Source organism: Pantoea eucrina (assembly GCF_001691555.1).
Classification (GTDB): Bacteria; Pseudomonadota; Gammaproteobacteria; order Enterobacterales; family Enterobacteriaceae; genus Pantoea; species Pantoea borealis.
Genome location: NZ_MAYN01000008.1, coordinates 1,709,678 through 1,728,805, shown reverse-complemented (window position 1 = coordinate 1,728,805; position 19,128 = coordinate 1,709,678). Strand labels below are relative to the sequence as shown.

General features: G+C 57.1%; 18 protein-coding genes. 5 read left to right on the top strand and 13 right to left on the bottom strand.

What is annotated here, in order from left to right:
- The 4 genes from artQ to BBA90_RS14235 form a co-directional block, all read right to left on the bottom strand.
- The gene (artQ, locus tag BBA90_RS14250) at window positions 1–714 is read right to left on the bottom strand and encodes an arginine ABC transporter permease ArtQ (RefSeq protein WP_065649724.1); all 714 of its coding nucleotides are present in this window, start codon (window positions 712–714) and stop codon (window positions 1–3) included.
- Window positions 715–720: 6 nt separating this feature from the next.
- Window positions 721–1,452: an arginine ABC transporter substrate-binding protein gene (gene artJ / locus BBA90_RS14245; RefSeq protein ID WP_065649723.1), complete on the bottom strand. Its 732-nt coding sequence runs from the start codon at window positions 1,450–1,452 to the stop codon at window positions 721–723.
- 15 nt (window positions 1,453–1,467) lie between these two features.
- Window positions 1,468–2,196, bottom strand: coding sequence for an arginine ABC transporter ATP-binding protein ArtP (gene artP / locus BBA90_RS14240; protein ID WP_139074202.1), 729 nt, complete (start codon window positions 2,194–2,196; stop codon window positions 1,468–1,470).
- Window positions 2,197–2,431: 235 nt separating this feature from the next.
- Window positions 2,432–2,971 carry a lipoprotein gene (locus BBA90_RS14235; RefSeq protein WP_065649721.1) on the bottom strand — a complete coding sequence of 180 codons (540 nt, stop codon included), beginning with the start codon at window positions 2,969–2,971 and terminating at the stop codon, window positions 2,432–2,434.
- A 109-nt stretch (window positions 2,972–3,080) separates the two neighbouring features.
- On the opposite strand from BBA90_RS14235, the gene BBA90_RS14230 reads away from it, so the two are divergent.
- Window positions 3,081–3,401 (top strand): heavy metal-binding domain-containing protein, encoded by a 321-nt coding sequence (locus BBA90_RS14230; RefSeq protein WP_039383506.1) that lies wholly within the window; start codon window positions 3,081–3,083, stop codon window positions 3,399–3,401.
- Window positions 3,401–4,225 (top strand): N-acetylmuramoyl-L-alanine amidase, encoded by an 825-nt coding sequence (locus BBA90_RS14225; RefSeq protein WP_065649720.1) that lies wholly within the window; start codon window positions 3,401–3,403, stop codon window positions 4,223–4,225. The genes BBA90_RS14230 and BBA90_RS14225 overlap by 1 nt, the downstream gene beginning before the upstream one ends.
- A 3-nt stretch (window positions 4,226–4,228) precedes the next feature.
- Here the strand turns inward: BBA90_RS14225 and ltaE are convergent, their stop codons facing one another.
- From ltaE to BBA90_RS14210, 3 genes are all read right to left on the bottom strand, one after another.
- Window positions 4,229–5,236, bottom strand: coding sequence for a low-specificity L-threonine aldolase (gene ltaE, locus BBA90_RS14220; RefSeq protein ID WP_065649719.1), 1,008 nt, complete (start codon window positions 5,234–5,236; stop codon window positions 4,229–4,231).
- Window positions 5,237–5,304: 68 nt separating this feature from the next.
- Window positions 5,305–7,026 carry a ubiquinone-dependent pyruvate dehydrogenase gene (poxB, locus tag BBA90_RS14215; RefSeq protein WP_065649718.1) on the bottom strand — a complete coding sequence of 574 codons (1,722 nt, stop codon included), beginning with the start codon at window positions 7,024–7,026 and terminating at the stop codon, window positions 5,305–5,307.
- Window positions 7,027–7,138: 112 nt separating this feature from the next.
- Window positions 7,139–8,035 carry a lysine exporter LysO family protein gene (locus BBA90_RS14210; protein WP_065649717.1) on the bottom strand — a complete coding sequence of 299 codons (897 nt, stop codon included), beginning with the start codon at window positions 8,033–8,035 and terminating at the stop codon, window positions 7,139–7,141.
- 141 nt (window positions 8,036–8,176) lie between these two features.
- On the opposite strand from BBA90_RS14210, the gene BBA90_RS14205 reads away from it, so the two are divergent.
- Entirely contained in the window at window positions 8,177–9,805 is a 1,629-nt protein-coding gene (locus BBA90_RS14205; protein WP_065649716.1) for an ATP-dependent nuclease, read from the top strand.
- 75 nt (window positions 9,806–9,880) lie between these two features.
- Here BBA90_RS14205 and cspD read toward each other — a convergent pair whose 3' ends face one another.
- Window positions 9,881–10,102, bottom strand: a complete 222-nt coding sequence (cspD, locus tag BBA90_RS14200) for a cold shock-like protein CspD (RefSeq protein ID WP_065649715.1) — start codon at window positions 10,100–10,102, stop codon at window positions 9,881–9,883.
- Between the two features lie 323 nt (window positions 10,103–10,425).
- Between cspD and clpS the strand changes: the two genes are divergently transcribed.
- Together clpS and clpA are read left to right on the top strand one after the other, a co-directional pair.
- Window positions 10,426–10,746, top strand: coding sequence for an ATP-dependent Clp protease adapter ClpS (clpS, locus tag BBA90_RS14195; protein ID WP_039385772.1), 321 nt, complete (start codon window positions 10,426–10,428; stop codon window positions 10,744–10,746).
- A gap of 55 nt (window positions 10,747–10,801) precedes the next feature.
- Window positions 10,802–13,081, top strand: coding sequence for an ATP-dependent Clp protease ATP-binding subunit ClpA (gene clpA / locus BBA90_RS14190; protein WP_065649714.1), 2,280 nt, complete (start codon window positions 10,802–10,804; stop codon window positions 13,079–13,081).
- Window positions 13,082–13,169: 88 nt separating this feature from the next.
- Here clpA and infA read toward each other — a convergent pair whose 3' ends face one another.
- The 5 genes from infA to trxB all read right to left on the bottom strand — a co-directional run bounded on the left by infA (window position 13,170) and on the right by trxB (window position 19,052).
- Window positions 13,170–13,388 carry a translation initiation factor IF-1 gene (infA, locus tag BBA90_RS14185; RefSeq protein ID WP_002211347.1) on the bottom strand — a complete coding sequence of 73 codons (219 nt, stop codon included), beginning with the start codon at window positions 13,386–13,388 and terminating at the stop codon, window positions 13,170–13,172.
- 345 nt (window positions 13,389–13,733) lie between these two features.
- Complete coding sequence (gene aat, locus BBA90_RS14180) at window positions 13,734–14,426, bottom strand: leucyl/phenylalanyl-tRNA--protein transferase (protein ID WP_065649713.1); 693 nt, start codon at window positions 14,424–14,426, stop codon at window positions 13,734–13,736.
- Window positions 14,427–14,458: 32 nt separating this feature from the next.
- Window positions 14,459–16,174, bottom strand: coding sequence for a heme ABC transporter ATP-binding protein/permease CydC (gene cydC / locus BBA90_RS14175; protein ID WP_065649712.1), 1,716 nt, complete (start codon window positions 16,172–16,174; stop codon window positions 14,459–14,461).
- The gene (cydD, locus tag BBA90_RS14170) at window positions 16,162–17,943 is read right to left on the bottom strand and encodes a heme ABC transporter permease/ATP-binding protein CydD (protein ID WP_065649711.1); all 1,782 of its coding nucleotides are present in this window, start codon (window positions 17,941–17,943) and stop codon (window positions 16,162–16,164) included. The genes cydC and cydD overlap by 13 nt, the downstream gene beginning before the upstream one ends.
- A gap of 143 nt (window positions 17,944–18,086) precedes the next feature.
- Entirely contained in the window at window positions 18,087–19,052 is a 966-nt protein-coding gene (trxB, locus tag BBA90_RS14165) for a thioredoxin-disulfide reductase (RefSeq protein ID WP_065649710.1), read from the bottom strand.
- Window positions 19,053–19,128: the final 76 nt, after the last annotated feature.

The window sequence follows — 19,128 nt, the reverse complement described above, 5'->3', positions numbered from 1 at the left end:
TCAGGCTCCCCGCTCAAAACGCGTGGTGCGTAATTCAATGCGGCGCAAAATCGCCTGACTGAACAGCGTAATCACCAGATAGATAGCGGCAGCCACCAGATACCAGGTAAACGGTTCCTGTGTGCGCGTAGCGATACTTTTCGTCTGCAGCATCAGGTCGTTGACACTGATCAGCGACACCAGCGCCGTATCTTTCAGCAGCACCAGCCACTGGTTGCCGAGGCCCGGCAGCGCATGGCGCCACATCTGCGGCATAATCAGCCGGAAAAAGATCGCAGATTTTTTCATGCCCAGCGCCTGTCCCGACTCCCACTGGCCTGCCGGCACCGCTTTCAGTGCTCCGCGCAGCGTCTGTGACGCATAGGCGGAGTAGAGCATAGCCAGCGCAATCACTCCGCAGAGAAACGGGCTGACGTCAAAATTCTCAATCTGCAGCTGAACCGGAAGGGTAAACAGGCCCAGGTTAAGGCTGAAACCGTCAGACAGCGTCAGCAGCAGCTGCGAAGCACCGAAATAGATAAAGAGTACGACCAGAATTTCCGGCAGACCCCGAATCAGCGTGACCAGCACGGTGCCGACCCACGCCAGCGGTTTTATGCGCAGCGACTCCCAGCCAGCAAACAGCATCGCCAGCACAAGGCCGGCGATCAGCGCACAAACAGCAAGGCCGACGGTTATCCCGGCGGCGCTTGCAAGAGAGATCATTTCATTCATCAGAGATTACTGCTGGAACCATTTGCTGTAGATAGTTTTATACGTGCCGTCAGCTTTGATCTTATCCAGCGCCGCGTTGAACTTACCCTGCAGCTCAGCGTTACCCTGACGCACGGCGATGCCCAGACCGGTTCCGAAGTAATCTTTATCCGTGACTTTTTCACCCAGCGGCGCCAGCGTTGCGTTCTGCTTCAGCCACTCATTGACCACGGCAGTATCCCCAAAGACAGCGTCAATACGGCCATTTTTCAGATCCAGTACGGCGTTCTGATAGCTGTCGTAAGGCACGATAGTGATATCGCTATGCTTGTCGGTCAGGAACTTCTGATGAGTAGTGCCGTTCTGCACGCCAACGCGCTTGCCTTTCAGGGCAGCCACATCAGCCAGTTTGCCTTTCTGCACAATAAAGGTGGCAGAGTTGTCATAGTAAGGCTTGCTGAACAGCACCTGCTTTTCACGTTCTGGTGTGATATCCATGCCGGCCATCACCGCGTCGAAACGGCGGAATTTCAGGCTGGGGATCAGGCTATCGAAAGCCTGATTAGTAAATGTGCAGGTTGCATCCATCTCTTTACACAGCGCATTGGCCAGATCGACGTCAAATCCCTGAATTTTGTTTTCAGCGTCAACGAACTCAAACGGCGGGTAAGAGGCTTCAGTAGCGAAACGCAGCGTCTGTGCAGCAGAAGCGCTCAGGCTCAGTGTGGTGAGCAGGGCAGCAAGTACAACTTTTTTCATTATTAGCATCCTGACTTAGTGCGAAAGATAGTGTGCAAACGCGTCGGTTTGCGGCTGTGTAAAGCGGCTGGCATCACCCTGTTCAATGATGTGACCATTCTCCATATAAACCACGCGGCTGGCCGTTTTGCGCGCCACTTCAACCTCATGGGTCACAATAACCTGCGTGATCTGCGTTTGTGCCAGTTCGCGAATAATCGTCACGATCTGCGCGGTAATTTCCGGATCGAGCGCGGCGGTAGGTTCATCAAACAGCAGCACCTGCGGCTCCATCATCAGCGCACGGGCGATCGCCACGCGCTGCTGCTGACCACCGGAGAGATGCAGCGGAAAACGATCGGCATAAGGCGTCAGGCGCAGACGCTCCAGCAGCTTATCGGCACGTGCGCGCGCCGCCTCTTTTGAGAGACCCAGTACGCGACACGGGGCTTCAGTGAGGTTCTGCATAACCGTAAGGTGCGGCCAGAGATTATATTGCTGAAATACCATACCCACGTTCTGACGCAGCTCGCGAATGGCGCTGTCAGTGGGGGACCTGGTAAAGTCAAACTGGTTGCCGGCAATCTGCAGCGTGCCGGAACGCGGCAGCTCCAGCAGATTGAGCACGCGCAGGAGTGAGCTTTTCCCGGCACCGCTGGGACCAAGCAGCACCAGCGTCTCTCCCTGCGGACACTCCAGGTTAATGTCAGACAGCGCCTGATGGGCACCGTAAAAGCAGTTAATAGCGTTTAATTGAATACTCATGCGCGGAAAATAGAGAGCAAATAATGCCGCGAATCTTAACGTTCCCGGCATAGTTATGCAAATCAAGTGACTTAAAATTTATTAAACAGCGCGTTATCCGGTCCGGTGCAGCAGAAAATTGTGCGGCCTGTGTCAGACGGGGGTTGCACTACGGTTACGCCCGACGTTAACACCGGTCAGGGGCTCTATACCGATGCGGCGCCCTAATGTGTGAACAGGATAACAAAAAAACGCGCTATTTTTTCTGCTCCAGCAGCTGGCTGAGTGAGCCACCGCCGGCGTGCGGCCAGGCTGCCATATAGCGCACATCCTGCACCACCCAGCACTCTCCTTCACGGATCATCAGCACTTCATCGCGCCACTGTTTATCGCCGCGCGTTAGCGTGACGCGCAACGGAATATTTCGCGCATCGCGATTGGGGATCGAAGAAGCGCTCTCTACATCAGCGGCGGCCGGCCCCTGAGCCAGACTGGAAAAGAGATCGCCCTGACGCCACTCTGCCGGCTGATTGCGCTTTTCCCGCGCCTGCAGCAGCGTCTGATAAAGATGATCGCTCAGATAAGGGCGATATCTGGCCAGCAGCGCGCGATCGGGCAGGCCCGCTGAAGGAGCATTTACGCGCAAATCGTAAAACTGCTGCGCCACGCTATCCGGCCCGCCATCAATACAGGCCGCACTGCGCGGGCCATTATCCCTGATAACCGGCTCTACAGTGGTACAGGCGCTCAGCAGCGTTACTGCTGATGCCAGCAGTGCAAGGGCTTTGATTCTCATCTCCGGTTCCTTATTGTTCTGTGGCAAAGCATGGGTTTTAGCATAGAGTATAGTCGTGCTTTTTCAGCACCATGCGTGCGGGTCCCATCGACATCTTCAGGAGATAACTATGAAATTTTCGACGACACCAACTCTGGAAGGCCACAGCATTACCGAATACTGCGGCGTGGTTACCGGCGAGGCGATTTTAGGTGCCAATATTTTTCGTGATTTCTTTGCCGGCATCCGCGATATCGTAGGCGGACGTTCGGGGGCCTATGAAAAAGAGCTGCGCAAGGCGCGTGAGATTGCGTTTAAAGAGCTGGGCGATCAGGCGAAAGCGCTGGGCGCTAATGCGGTAGTGGGGATCGATATTGACTACGAAACCGTCGGCAAAGACAGCAGCATGCTGATGGTCAGCGTCTCCGGCACTGCGGTGATCGTGCGCTGATGCGATTCCTGCTGATCGTGGTCATGGCGCTGCTGCTCAGCGCCTGTCACTCTTCAATGGAAGCGCGTCAGGGGTACTGGGCCGATACAGCGCATCCGGCGCAGGGCGCGCGACCGCGCATCAAAGTCGTGGTGATCCACTACACCGCAGACGATTTCTCTTCTTCGCTGGCAACCCTGACCGATCGGCAGGTCAGTGCACACTACCTTATTCCGCGTCAGCCGCCACAGAAAGCGGGCAGGGGAGTAGTCTGGCAGCTGGTGCCGGAGCAGCAGCTTGCCTGGCATGCCGGACCCAGTTTCTGGCGCGGGGCTACCCGCATTAATGACACCTCAGTGGGCATTGAGATAGTCAATGCGGGCTATCAGCGTACGCTGACCGGGCTAACGTGGCAGCCTTATACACCCGATCAAATTACCGTGCTGACAGCGCTGCTGCGCGATCTGCAGCAGCGTTACGGTATTGCGCCCGAAAATATCGTGGGCCACAGCGATATTGCGCCGCAGCGCAAGCAGGACCCGGGTCCGCTCTTTCCCTGGCAGCAGCTGGCCGCCCGGGGGATAGGTGCCTGGCCCGATCCGGCGATTACGGCCCGCTATCTGGCGGGGCAGTCCGCCAGCACCGTTGTGGATCCGCAGCCGCTGCTGGCAGCGCTGCAGCGGTATGGCTATGACGTGGCGGGCGCGACAACGCCTGAGAGGCAGCGCCGGCTGATTGCAGCCTTTCAGATGCACTTCCGGCCGCACGACTATCGCGGTATTGCTGACGCAGAGACGCTGGCGATAGCCCGGGCGCTGCTGGCACAGTACGGCGCGGCGCGCTAGCTGTCAGGCCGCTGACTGAAGAAACGCCTGCCAGCGTGCGACCACCTGCTGCAGATCGGCACGGGATACATCCAGGTGAGTCACCATGCGCGTCCGGGGGCCGATGCTAATCAGGATATTCGCGGCGTGCATCCAGCGCTGCAGCGCATCTGTCTGCCCGGGCGGAACCTGCACAAACAGCATATTTGTCTGCTGGCTTATGACTTCCACGCCCAGCGCGCGCAGCTGGTCCGCCAGCCACGCGGCGTTGTCATGATCGTCCTGCAGCCGGGTCACGTTGTGCTGCAGCGCATAACGCCCGGCCGCCGCCAGAATACCCGCCTGGCGCATCCCGCCACCGGTCATTTTACGCCAGCGCCGCGCCTGCTCAATATAAGCGCTGTCGCCGCACAGCAGTGAGCCTACCGGGGTGCCCAGCCCTTTTGACAGGCAGATAGTCAGCGTATCGCAGTAGCGTGCAATTTCTGCCAGCGTCACCTGCTGTGCCACCACGGCATTAAAGATACGCGCACCATCAATGTGCAGCGCCAGCCCGCGTTCGCGGGTGAAGTGCCACGCCTGCTCCAGATAGCTGAGCGGCAGTACCCTGCCGTGATGCGTGTTTTCCAGACTCAGCAGGCGGGTACGGGCAAAATGGATATCATCCGGCTTGATCGCAGCGGCAACGTCCGCCAGCGGCAGTGTGCCATCGTCCGCAGCAAGGATCGGCTGAGGCTGAATGCTGCCCAGCACCGCCGCGCCGCCCGCTTCATATTTATAGTTGTGCGCCTGCTGGCCCACAATATACTCATCGCCGCGCTGGCAGTGACACAGCAGCGCCACCAGATTTGCCTGGGTACCGGTAGGAAAGAACAGCGCGGCTGCTTTGCCGCTCATCGCCGCCGCCTCTGCTTCCAGTGCGTTGACCGTAGGATCGTCACGATAGACGTCATCTCCGGTTGCGGCGTTCATCATGGCGTCCAGCATCGCCGCACTCGGGCGGGTTACGGTATCACTGCGCAAATCGATCACGGGGCTCTCCTGAAAGAAAAAGCGGGCTGCTCGCCCGCATCATTGCCTGTCCGGCAGGAGCCTTGTTTTTACCGCAGCCAGTTGGTTTTCGCCAGCTCGGTGATCTCATTGCCGCGTCCGTTCAGGATAGCGCGCAGCATATAGAGACTGAACCCTTTTGCCTGCTCGGCTTTGATCTGCGGTGGCATCGACAGCTCCTCTTTAGCCGTGTGCACATCCACCAGAACCGGGCCATCATGTGCGAAAGCCTGTTCCAGCGCCGCATTGAGTTCTGACGCTTTTTCAACCCGGATACCTTTGATGCCGCAGGCGGCGGCAATCGCAGCAAAATCAGGATTTTCTAGGTCGGTGCCGTCGGTAAGGTAACCGCCTGCTTTCATCTCCATTGCCACAAAACCCAGCACGCTGTTGTTGAAAATCACCAGCTTCACCGGCAGTTTCAGCTGCGCTACCGAGATAAAGTCTCCCATCAGCATACTGAAGCCCCCGTCGCCACACAGCGCCACCACCTGACGCTCTCTGTCGATAGCCTGGGCACCCAGCGCCTGCGGCATCGCATTGGCCATAGAGCCGTGATTAAACGATCCCAGCAGGCGTCGCTTACCGTTCATCTGCAGGTAACGTGCCGCCCAGACGGTGGGCGTGCCGACGTCGCAGGTAAAGATGGCATCGTCAGCGGCGTAGCGGCTGATCTGCTGTGCCAGATACTGGGGATGGATCGCCTGGTTGTCGTTTGCGGTTGCCAGATCGTCAAGGCTCTTGCGGGCGTCAGCGTAGTGCTCCAGCGCACGGTCAAGGTGATGGCGATCGTCATGCACCTCAAGCTGCGGCAGCAGTGCCTGGATCGTGGCTTTAACGTCACCCACCAGCGGCATATCCACGTGGCTGTGCGCGCCCAGGCTGCCGGGATTGATATCGATCTGAATGATACGCGCGCTGGCAGGGTAGAAGGCACGATAGGGGAATTTCGTGCCGAGCAGGATCAGGGTGTCGGCATTCATCATGGCGTGATAGCCGGAAGAGAAACCAATCAGCCCGGTCATGCCAACATCATACGGGTTGTCATATTCAATATGTTCTTTGCCACGCAGCGCATGCACTACCGGCGCCTTAAGCCGTTCCGCCAGGGCGACAACTTCAGCATGGGCACCGGCGCAGCCGCTGCCGCACATCAGCGTAATATTGCCTGCGCCGTTGAGCGTTTCCGCCAGGGTGGCAAGCTCCGCTGCGGCGGGCACAACCTGCGGCAGCTGCGGCGGATACCATTCGCTGCGCGCACTCTTCGGGGCGGGCTGCAGCGCCACGTCACCCGGTAGTACGATCACAGAGACGCCGCGGTTGAGGATCGCTTTGCGCATGGCAATGCCCAGCACCTGCGGCAGCTGCTCAGGATTAGAAACCAGCTCACAGTAGTGGCTGCATTCACGAAACAGCTCCTGCGGGTGCGTCTCCTGAAAATAGCCGCTGCCGATTTCGCTGGAAGGGATATGAGCAGCAATGGCCAGTACCGGCACATTGTTACGATGACAGTCAAACAACCCGTTAATCAGGTGCAGGTTACCAGGACCGCAGGAGCCGGCGCAGACCGCCAGTTCGCCGCTGATTTGCGCTTCCGCACCGGCGGCAAACGCGGCGACCTCTTCATGCCGCGTCGGCATCCATTCAATGGTGCCCATGCGGTTCAGGCTGTCGCTCAGGCCGTTAAGCGAATCACCGGTTACACCCCAGATACGTTTTACGCCCGCGCTCTCCAGCGTGTGTGCCAGCAGGGCGGCCACAGTTTGTTTCATCGTTTGCTCCTTTCTGATGGGGGCCATCTATGCTGATGGCAAAAATCTTTCCGTCAGAAAGCGTAGACGACGCCGCTGCACGCCTGCCGTGAAAAAGTGCGCTGCAGACCGGTCAGGCGGAAAAAAAAGCGATCAGCACCGGCGCGAGCAGGCTCATGATAAACCCGTGCACAATGGCCGCAGGAACAATCTCCATGCCGCCGGCGCGCTGCAGAATTGGCAGGGTAAAATCCATGGAGGTGGCGCCGCTCAGGCCCAGCGTCATGCTGCGATGCCGGGTGATAAGCAGCGGGATCAGCATAATTGTGATCAGTTCACGCAGCAGGTCGTTAAAGAACGCCGCGCTGCCGATAACCGGACCAAACGCGTCCGTCATCAGAATGCCGGAAAGCGAATACCAGCCAAAGCCGCTGGCCAGCGCGAGGCCGGTTTTCAGCGGCAATCCAAGGCAGACAGCGGCCAGCGCGCCTCCGGCGAGCGCCCCAGCCAGTGAGACGCCCGCCACCAGCGCACCACGCCGGTTAAGCGCAATCTGCCGCAGCGTCATGCCGCTGCTGCGCAGCTGAACGCCCACCAGAAACAGCATCAGGATCAGGGCATATTCGCTGACGGTGGCCGCATGGCGCAGCGGAGCCCATTGCGACAATCCGAGCAGAAACCCGCCCAGCACCGAGCCACAGAGTTTGAGTGAATCCAGTGCCATCGCAAGACGCGAGGGCAGCGCCTGCGCTTTATGCGGATGCCGCCACGGCAGACGCTGCTCAAGCAGCCAGAATGCCAGCAGCGAACAGGCGAGAATCGAGAGGGTACAGATAAAAGCGGTGTAGAAGATGGTGAGCAAATTCGCGCTGAGGTTATCCAGAAATGCCAGGCTTACACCCATGAAAAACAGAATGATATAGACCAGCGCACTCAGCAACCGCGCCACCGTGCGTAACAGTGCTGGCTGCTGCAGATGCAGCAAATAACCGGCAATCAGCGGCAGCAAAATAATCATCAGACCATACATAGCGAACATCCGTCCGTGGGAAAAGGACGCCACGCTAATCAAAAAAGCACACGCTGTAAATCACCCTTTGCCGATAATCTGCGCCTTGACCCCTGTGCAACCGTACACCATGCTCAGGCAATCTCTGAACAGGATAATCCCATGATTCTGGATCATATTGATATCAGCGGCTTTCGTGGCATTAATCAGCTCTCGCTGCCGCTTACCATGACGAATCTTCTGATCGGCGAAAACGCCTGGGGCAAGTCAAGCCTGCTTGATGCGTTTTCACTTATGCTGGATCCGTCCGGCGGGCAGGCGGCCCTCAGTGAAGACGATTTCCATTTTCCGCCTGCAAATCCGGCGGCACGCTGGCGCACATTACAGATAGTGGTGCGCTTTCGCGCCAGCGAAGCAGAGCGGGAAAATACCCTGCTGCAGCCTTTCTGGCAGCGCGATGAGCAGGGATATTATCTGCGCTTCAGTCTGCGGGCCACCTGTAAAGCGGACGGCGTAAAAAGCAGCTGGCGCTTTATCGACGTGCATAATCAGCTGCTGGCGCAGGAGCCGACAAAGGCGGCGATAGGCTGGCTGCGGCAGCATCATCCGGTGCTGCGTTTACGCGACGCGCGGTTCGGTCAGCGTCACCGGACGCGCGAACCCGGCGGTGACGGGCGGGATCCGGGTCTGCAGGCGCTGCAGGCGGTATTACAGCAGCTCAATCGCGCAGCTGGCGGGCAGGCAGTGAGCGATGAGGTACTGCGGCAGGGCGTACAGACAATGCAGCAGCTTATGGCGCACTATTTTCTTGTTCAGCAACCCGGCGTCAGTCACCCACGAATGGCACCGGAGCTGCGCGATGGCAGCGCAGGCTGGCAGGCGCTGGATGCGCTTAACCGGCTGCTGGCAGGGGCCAGTGCTGAGCATCGTCGCGAGGTGCAGCTGCGGCTGCTGGCACTGCTCCCTGGCAGCAGTGCGCTGCCAGCCGGCGCACAGCCTGTTCTGCTGGTCGAAGATCCTGAAACGCGGCTGCATCCGATAATGCTTTCAGTGACCTGGAATTTACTGACGCTGCTGCCGCTACAGCGACTGGTTACCACTAATTCAGGTGAACTGGTCTCCCAGACGCCGCTGGAAAATCTCTGTCGTCTGGTGCGCGAAGCGAGCCGCGTGGTGGCATGGCGTATTGGTGAAGCGGGACTGAGCGCGGAGGATCACCGGCGTATCGCGTTTCATATTCGCGTCAATCGACCTGCTGCACTGTTTGCCCGCTGCTGGTTACTGGTGGAGGGCGAGACTGAGGTATGGATCGTTAATGAACTGGCGCGGCAGCAGGGCGATCATTTTGCAGCAGAAGGGATCCGGGTGATCGAGTTTGCCCAGGCCGGCCTGAAGCCGCTGCTGAAGTTTGCCCGGCGTATGGGAATTGCCTGGCATGTATTGACCGATGGCGATGAGGCAGGAAAGAAATATGCGGCGACAACCCGCAGCCAGCTGCTGATCCACGAAAAGGCGGAGGTGCATCTGACGCAGTTTCCGGCAGCCGACATTGAACATTTCCTCTATCAGCACGGATTTCGCGCGGTCTATCACCAAATGGCGCACCTGCCGTTAAACATTGCGATGACGCCACGGCGTATTATTACTCAGGCGATCCATCATAGCTCCAAGCCTGAGCTGGCTATCGCCGTGGCGCTGGCGGCCGGTGAGCGCGGCCCGCAGGCCATCCCGTCGCTGTTCAGGGAGCTGTTTAGTCAGGTAAAACTGCTGGCACAGCGACGTGCAGGGTAGAGGGAAAAGTAAAATGCCAGCGTTACCGGCTGGCATTTCAGGTGCGGAGTGGTCACAATAACCGCGCTGCACAGGTCAGGAAAGCAACGCCGCCTCACAGGGAACTATCAGACTGGCATGGTTGCCTTTTGGTCCTTCGTGAACGTCAAACTGAACGTGCTGACCCGCTTTAAGCGTTCTGTAACCCTCCATCTGAATGGTAGAGTAGTGCGCAAAGATGTCATCGCCACCGCCAACCGGACAAATAAAGCCGAAGCCCTTGGCGTTGTTGAACCATTTAACAGTACCCGTCTCCATGCTTTTACTTCCCTCGCAAGACATTCTGATAAGTAGGTGAGGTCATCGCAGCTGTGAGTCGAGGTTGTTTAAAACTCAATCAGCTTGTGCATGTAGAATGTAGAGAAACGGACCTTATCGTCAAGCAATCGGCCCGGATGCGTGGGCAGAAATTCATCAAAATTTGAGGCAGTTAACGCTATTGAGAATTTTGTGATACAGGTCGCGCATCTGCTTTTCGTACCGATAGCAGCGATAGCAAACCCGTCTTGACAGACGTGTTAAACTTCAGGTTACTGCAGGCTAAAATGCATGACCGCAACGCAGAATTCCAATGGATGATTATGGCAAACACAAACGACTGGCTTAATTTTGAACACCTGGCCGAAGACAAAGTACGTGAAGGGTTAAAGCCGCCTTCAATGTATAAAGTCATCCTGAATAATGACGATTATACACCTATGGAATTTGTTATTGACGTTCTGCAAAAGTTCTTTTCTTATGATATTGAACGCGCCACGCAACTGATGCTGAAAGTTCACTATCATGGAAAGGCAGTCTGCGGTGTTTTCACCGCTGAAGTAGCAGAAACAAAAGCTGCGCAGGTGAACAACTATGCCAGAGAGAATCAACATCCTTTGCTGTGTACGCTGGAAAAAGCCTGAACCTGTCTCCATATAGGAAACAGGCAGTCAGAGCGATAATTGGGGGAGGTGCCAAATGCTCAATCAAGAACTGGAACTCAGTTTAAACATGGCTTTCGCCAGAGCGCGCGAGCACCGTCACGAGTTTATGACCGTCGAACATCTGTTGCTGGCGCTGCTTAGCAACCCGTCGGCCAGAGAGGCACTGGAAGCCTGTACGGTGGATATTGTGGCTCTGCGTCAGGAACTCGAAGCCTTCATCGAACAAACCACACCGGTGCTGCCGGCAGGCGAAGCGGAGCGCGATACGCAACCTACGCTCAGCTTCCAGCGCGTACTGCAGCGTGCGGTATTCCACGTTCAGTCTTCCGGCCGCAGTGAAGTAGCAGGCGCTAACGTCCTGGTCGCTATTTTCAGCGAGCAGGAGTCGCAGGCGGCATATCTGCTGCGCAAACATGAAATCAGCCGTCTTGATGTGGTGAATTTCATCTCTCACGGCACGCGTAAAGATGAGCCCGGTCAGTCGCAGAGTAATGCGGATAATCCGGTCAATGAAGAGCAGGCAGGCGGGGAGGAGCGTATGGAAAACTTCACCACCAATCTTAATCAGCTTGCTCGCGTTGGCGGCATTGACCCGCTTATTGGTCGCGACAAAGAGCTGGAGCGCGCCGTGCAGGTACTGTGTCGCCGGCGTAAAAACAATCCGCTGCTGGTGGGTGAATCCGGCGTGGGTAAAACCGCTATTGCCGAAGGGCTCGCCTGGCGTATTGTGCAGGGTGACGTACCGGAAGTAATGAAAGAGTGCACTATCTATTCACTGGATATCGGCTCTCTGCTGGCGGGCACCAAATATCGCGGCGATTTTGAAAAGCGGTTTAAAGCGCTGCTCAAACAGCTGGAACAGGATAACAACAGCATCCTGTTTATTGATGAAATTCATACCATCATCGGTGCCGGTGCGGCGTCGGGCGGGCAGGTGGATGCCGCTAACCTGATTAAGCCACTGCTCTCCAGCGGCAAAATCCGCGTGATGGGTTCCACAACTTATCAGGAGTTCAGCAATATTTTCGAGAAAGATCGCGCACTGGCGCGCCGCTTCCAGAAAATTGATATTACTGAACCCTCGGTCGAAGAGACCGTGCAGATCCTCAACGGACTGAAGCCGAAATATGAAGCGCATCACGACGTGCGTTATACCGCTAAGGCCGTGCGCGCAGCAGTCGAGCTGGCGGTGAAATATATCAACGACCGTCATCTGCCGGATAAGGCGATTGATGTGATTGATGAAGCGGGTGCGCGGGCACGTCTGGTGCCGGTGAGCAAGCGTAAGAAAACCGTTAATGTCTCTGACATTGAATCGGTAGTGGCGCGAATTGCACGTATTCCGGAACAGAGCGTGTCGGCCACCGATCGTGATACGCTGAAAAATCTGGGCGACCGCCTGAAAATGCTGGTGTTTGGTCAGGATAATGCAATTGAGGCGCTGACTGAAGCGATTAAAATGAGCCGCGCTGGCCTGGGTCAGGATCGCAAGCCGGTAGGCTCTTTCCTGTTCGCCGGCCCGACTGGGGTAGGTAAAACAGAAGTCACCGTACAGCTGGCTAAAGCGCTGGGCATTGAGCTGCTGCGTTTCGATATGTCGGAATACATGGAGCGCCATACGGTCAGCCGCCTGATTGGTGCACCTCCAGGCTACGTGGGCTTTGACCAGGGTGGTCTGTTAACGGATGCGGTTATCAAGCATCCGCACGCGGTTGTGCTGCTGGATGAAATTGAGAAAGCGCACCCGGATGTCTTCAACCTGCTGCTGCAGGTTATGGATAACGGTATGCTGACCGACAACAACGGGCGTAAAGCGGACTTCCGCAATGTGGTGCTGGTCATGACCACCAATGCTGGCGTACGCGAAACCGAACGTAAGTCGATCGGCCTGATTCAGCAGGATAACAGTACGGATGCGATGGAAGAGATTAAAAAGATCTTTACGCCAGAGTTCCGCAACCGTCTCGACAACATTATCTGGTTCCGTCATCTCTCTGCTGAGGTGATCCATCAGGTAGTCGATAAGTTTATTGTTGAACTGCAGGCGCAGCTGGACGCAAAAGGTGTTTCACTGGAAGTGAGCGATGACGCGCGCGACTGGCTGGCAGAAAAAGGCTACGATAAAGCAATGGGTGCGCGTCCGATGGCGCGTACAGTGCAGGAAAGCCTGAAAAAACCGCTGGCCAATGAACTGCTGTTTGGTTCACTGGTGGATGGAGGCTCGGTGTCGGTGGGGCTGGATAAAGATAAAAACCAGCTTACTTATCACTTCCTGAGCGCTGAAAAGCGTAAAACGGAAGGGACTGTGCACTAACGCCTGACCAGGAAAACAAAAGGCCGGATAATTATCCGGCCTTTTTTTGCGGCTGGAAACTTAACCAGCCCGCGACGTGTGCAGCAGCTTAGCGACTGCGGAAGACAATGCGGCCTTTGCTCAGGTCGTACGGGGTCAACTCAACAGTGACTTTGTCACCCGTCAGGATGCGGATATAGTTTTTGCGCATTTTACCGGAGATATGAGCGGTAACCACGTGCCCGTTTTCAAGCTCTACGCGGAACATGGTGTTAGGTAACGTATCCAGTACGGTACCCTGCATTTCAATATTGTCTTCTTTGGCCATCGAATCCTCTGGGTGAACTACCAAACTGTTGAACCGGCAAGATAATGCCGAATTCCATGATTTATGTAAAGAAACGTTGGCTGTTTTTGCCAACGCTTCGCCGTGCGTCGCGCTATAGCGCGTGCAGTACGGATAAATTCGGGTGTTGTTGACGTCTGCGGGGGATTAGCGGGCTAAGAATCTGCAGCAACCGGCCCGGCAGGCACGGATGAAACAGTTTCAGGAACAGGTGAGATTCCCAGCCTGGCAATTCCGGCTCGCCACAGCGAAGCGCGGACGACATACCAAACTCGCTTATTGTATCACTTTTATGTAGATTTGTGTGCAAAACATCTGCGGGCAGGGCTAAAAAAGGGTCTGTGTTTGCCAGCATCCCTCAGCAACCGGCTGCCACGCCAGTTTTTTTAGCGCCTGCAGATAGTCAGCACGCGGGATTTCTGTTGCCCCAAGTGATGCGGTGTGGGGATTCAGCACCTGGCAATCAATGAGTTTTCCCTGGTGGGCACGGAAGTGTTGTGAAAAGACCCATAACGCGGTTTTAGACGCGTTTTCCTGTCGGCTGAACATCGATTCTCCGCAAAACATCTGTCCGAGCGCCAGACCATACATGCCGCCAGCCAGGCTATTTTCATGCCACACTTCGATAGAGTGTGCATGGCCCAGCTCATATAGCCGCAGCCAGGCACGTTTGACTTCGAAGGTGATCCACGTTCCCTCCTGACGCCCGGTGGCGCAGCCTTCAAGCACCTGCGCAAACGCGTGATTCATGGTAACGCGATAGGGAGAGCGCCGGTGAAAACGCGCCATGCTCCGGCTGAGATGAAACGCATCTGGCATCAGCACGGCTCGCGGATCGGGCGACCACCAGAGGATCGGGTCGCCGGGCGAAAACCAGGGAAAAATACCGTGCTGGTACGCATTAATCAAACGCGCAGGCGAGAGATCTCCGCCCATAGCCAGCAAACCGTTTGGTTCGCGCAGCGCCATTTCCGGCGGTGGAAAGTGCAGTGAATCACGTGAAAGTTGTACCAGTCTCATGGCATCAGCTACCCAAAAGCGTCATCTCCAGACTATAACGCAAAGCGCTGCCGGAAACGCCAGTAGCGACCCGCTTTTGAGATTAATTCGTCATGCGAACCCGATTCCACAATGGTGCCCTGATCCATCACGCAGATGCGGTCCATCCTTTCCAGGCCCTGCAGGCGATGGGTTACCACGATCAGCGTCTTACCCTCGCTGACCCGCAGCAGTAACTGCAGGATCTGCTGCTCAGTCGTGGCATCCAGCCCTTCGGTAGGCTCATCCAGCAGCCAGAGGTCGCCGTTATGCAGCAGGGCACGCGCGATGGCCAGGCGCCGCAGTTCGCCGCCGGACAGCGGCCTGCCGCCTTCACCCATCCAGCTATCCAGTCCGTCAGGCTGCTCGGCCAGAAAGCCGAGTCCAGCCTGAACCAGCGCGGCAGTCAGCTCGCTATCGCTGGCCGCCGGGCGCGCCAGTAACAGGTTATCGCGCAGCGTCTGGCTGAAAAGATGCACGCGCTGTGTTACCACGCTGATACGCTGCCGCAGGCTGCGCTCATCCCACTCTGAGAGCGGAATATCATTAAGAGAGATATGACCCGCGGTGGCTTCCCGGCTGCGGGTGATAAGCGCCAGCAGGGTCGATTTGCCACAGCCGGTCGGGCCGAGCAGGGCAATACGTTCGCCCGGCTGCAGCCGCAGTGAAAAATGCTGTAATACCGGCTCCGGGCGTTGCGGATAGCTAAATGAGATGTCATCCAGTACCAGACGCATTTCCGGCCCCGCGTCCTGCATACGCGGCGGAAAATGGATGGCCGGCGGCTGGTCAATGATTTCCTGCACGCGCTGTGCGGCGCTGCTGACCTGCGCCAGCGGCAGAAACGCGCCGGCAACCGGCGCCAGCGCTTCAAACGCTGCCAGACCGCAAAACAGAAACAGCGCAATCGTTGCGCCCCCGACAGTGTCAGCTGAAACCCACAGCAGCAGCGTTACGGTCAGACCGGCTATCAGCAGCAGCAGGCTCTGTGCAAACGCCTGCAGGTGATGCTGCTGTTGCTGCGCGTGCTGCCACTGCCGCTCTTCACTGTCCAGCCGCTGACGCCAGGCCGTTGCCGCACCATAGATCTGCAGTTCAGCCTGTGCCATGAGCCAGCAGGCAAGCTGCAGGCGCCAGCTCGCCTGCGAACGGGCGATGCGCGCGCCGGCAGTCTGACCAAAATAGCAGAAGGCGGCGGGCAGTATCAGCAGGGTCAGCAGCATGCTGCCCCCTAAAATCAGCGCCAGAGGCAGGTTGAGCAGGGACAGACCGCCGGTTACAACGATAATAACCACCGCTGCACCGGCCAGAGGCGAAATAACGCGCAGATAGAGATGGTCGAGCGTATCAACATCGCTGACAAAGCGGTTCAGCAGCTCGCCGTGGCGAAAGCGCGACAGCTGCTCAGGCGCCAGTGCCATCAGGCGCCTGAAAGTATATACACGCAGATGCTGCAGCACCCGAAAGGTGGCATCATGACTGACAAGACGCTCAAAATAACGCGCTGCGGTACGTATAATCGCGGCACCGCGCACGCCTGCTGCCGGCAGCATATAGTTGAAGGTGTAGAGCCCGGCCATACCTGCCAGCGAGGAGGCAGCAAGAAACCAGCCGGAGAGCGTAAGCAGGCTCACACTGGCCAGCAGGGTAAAGATAGCCAGCGCGATCCCTAATCCCAGGCGCCAGGGATGCTGCCGGAACAGACGCACAAAAGGCATTAATGAACGCACAGTGAATTCTCCTGCTGACGTTGCCGTATCATCTCCTGCAGCAGCCCGGGCTGAGTGCTGAGCTGCTGCCAGCTTCCCTGCTGTACCAGTGCACCCTGCTGCATAACCCACACCGCATCCCACTGCGCCAGATCGTGCAGCTGATGCGTGATCATCAGCGTCGTCTGCTGCCGTGCCGCCTGGTTAAGCGCCTGCATCACATGGTATTCACTGGTACTATCCAGACCTGAACCGGGCTCATCCAGCAGCAGCAGTTTTGCCGGCTTCAGCAGCGCACGGGCAACCGCAATCCGCTGTGCCTGACCGACAGAAAGTCCGACCCCATCATCGCCGGTCGGCGTATCCAGCCCCAGCGGGAGGCCAGCCAGAAAGTCGCTCACGCCTGCCTGTGCCAATACAGCCTGCAGCCTGCTCTCATCAGCGGATTGCTCCGGCATCAGGTTATCGCGCAGCGTTCCTGCGGGCAGCTGTGGGTTTTGCCCCACCCAGGCAAGTTGTCGCTGCCAGCTTGCACGCTCGATATAGCGCAGATCCACGCCGTTAGCCCGCAGCGTTCCCTGCCAGGGCAGGAAACCAAGCAGCGCATTCATCAGCACGGTTTTACCTGCGCCGCTTTCACCAACCAGTGCAACCCGGCAGCCTGCGTGCAAAGTGAAATTAAGCGGCTGCGTCAGCGCATGGCCGCTGGCACTCATCACCACCAGATTTTCTGCGGTCAGCGTCAGAGGGGCGTTTTCACACCATGGACGAACCGCCTCCGGTTGCGGAACGTCCGGCGACGCATGCAGGAACGTTTCCAGCGCATCTGCCGCGCCTGTCGCCTGCGCTTTAGCGTGATAAAAGGTGCCCAGATCGCGCAGCGGCTGGAAAAACTCCGGTGCAAGGATCAGCGCAAGAAAGCCGGCGAACAGCGTTACGCCGGCGCCGTAATGACCGAAATCAAATTCGCCAAGGTAAGAGAAGCCAAAGTAGACGGCAACAACGGCAATGGCCAGCGAGGCAAAAAACTCCAGTACCGCTGAGGAGAGAAACGCGAGACGCAGCACTTCCATCGTCCGCTGACGAAAACTATCGGTGCTGGCAGCAATAGCCTTTTCTTCAGCCGCCGCACGGTGGAACAAACGCAGCGTTTCGCGCCCGCGCAGACGGTCGTAAAAATCACCGCTCAGCCGCGATAGCGCGAGAAAGTTACGCCGGCTGGCATCCGCTGCACCCATGCCAACCAGCGCCATAAACAGCGGGATCAGCGGTGCGGTAACCAGCAGAATCAACCCTGCAGCCCAGTTGACGGGAAATATGGCAATCAGAACCGCACAGGGAATAACCACTGCCAGCGTCATTTGTGGCAGATAGCGTGCATAGTAATCCTGCATTTGCTCAATCTGTTCAAGCAGCAGCGTTGACCAACTGCCCGCAGGTTTGCCCTGTATCCAGGCAGGCCCAAGCGCATCAAGACGATCAAGCAGTTGCCGCCGCAGCGCCCGCCGGATAGCAAGACCGGCGCGGAAGCCCGCCATCTCCCGTCCATAGTTAAAACCGGCGCGCAACAGAAAACAGAGCAGCAATAGCAGAAACTGAGCAACCAGCGCCGAACGGGGCTGATGAGACACGATTAGCTGGTACAGTAGCGTAGCCATCAGCCACGCCTGCGTAATAAGGATGATTGCGGAGGCAAAACCGCATAGTGCAGCCAGCCGCAGGGCATTTGCGCCAGAAGCTCGCTGCTGCCGTAACCAGCTCAGCACTGTCTGTTGCCGTGATCTGTTCATACTGTCGTCTGCTCTTCTGAATCAGGGCGAAACCCGGATAAAGTATCAGGTTATTGCGATCGGCAGCACTTTAGCACGCTGTATATAAAAAAGGCGACCTGAATAGGTCGCCTTCATATAATTATGATCAGATTATTAACAACTTACCGATCGTTTTTAACCAGACCATCCAGATAGCGCTCTGCATCCAGCGCAGCCATACAGCCGGTGCCGGCTGATGTAATCGCCTGACGATAGGTATGATCCATGACATCACCTGCGGCAAAGACGCCCGGAATACTGGTTTGGGTCGCGTTACCGTGCAGGCCGGACTGTACTTTAATGTAGCCATTCTCCAGTGCCAGCTGGCCCTCGAAAATGGCAGTGTTTGGGCTATGACCAATCGCCACAAACAGGCCTGCTACCTCAAGTGATTCTGCAGGCTCACCGTTAGTTGCCAGCAGCTTCACGCCCGTCACACCCATCTGGTCACCGGTCACTTCTTCCAGCGTACGATGCGTATGCAGCACAATATTGCCACTGCGCACTTTTTCCATCAGCCGGTCAATCAGAATCTTCTCTGCGCGGAAGGTGTCACGGCGGTGGATCAGGTGCACCTCAGACGCGATGTTGGCAAGGTACAGCGCCTCTTCAACAGCAGTATTGCCTCCGCCGATTACCGCAACTTTCTGGTTGCGATAGAAAAATCCGTCGCAGGTTGCACAGGCAGAGACGCCCCGGCCCTTAAACGCCTCTTCAGAAGGCAGACCCAGATAGCGTGCCGATGCGCCCGTCGCAATAATCAGAGCGTCCGCCGTATATTCGCCGCTGTCACCGGTCAGGCGAAAAGGGCGCTGCTGCAGATCAACGGTATGAATATGATCGAACAGGATTTCAGTATTGAATTTTTCGGCATGCGCATGCATACGCTCCATCAGCGACGGCCCGGTCAGGTCGTGCGGGTCGCCTGGCCAGTTTTCAACTTCGGTGGTCGTCGTAAGCTGGCCGCCCTTTTCCAGACCGGTAACCAGCACCGGATTCAGGTTAGCGCGTGCCGCATAAACTGCAGCGGTATAACCGGCTGGGCCTGAGCCCAGGATAAGCAGTTTGCTGTGTTTGGCCGTACTCATGCATTCCTCAGTGTGTTTCTGACAACAGTGATTTTGATTGTAGGGAAATTAGGACAGCAAAAAAAGCTTTGCACCA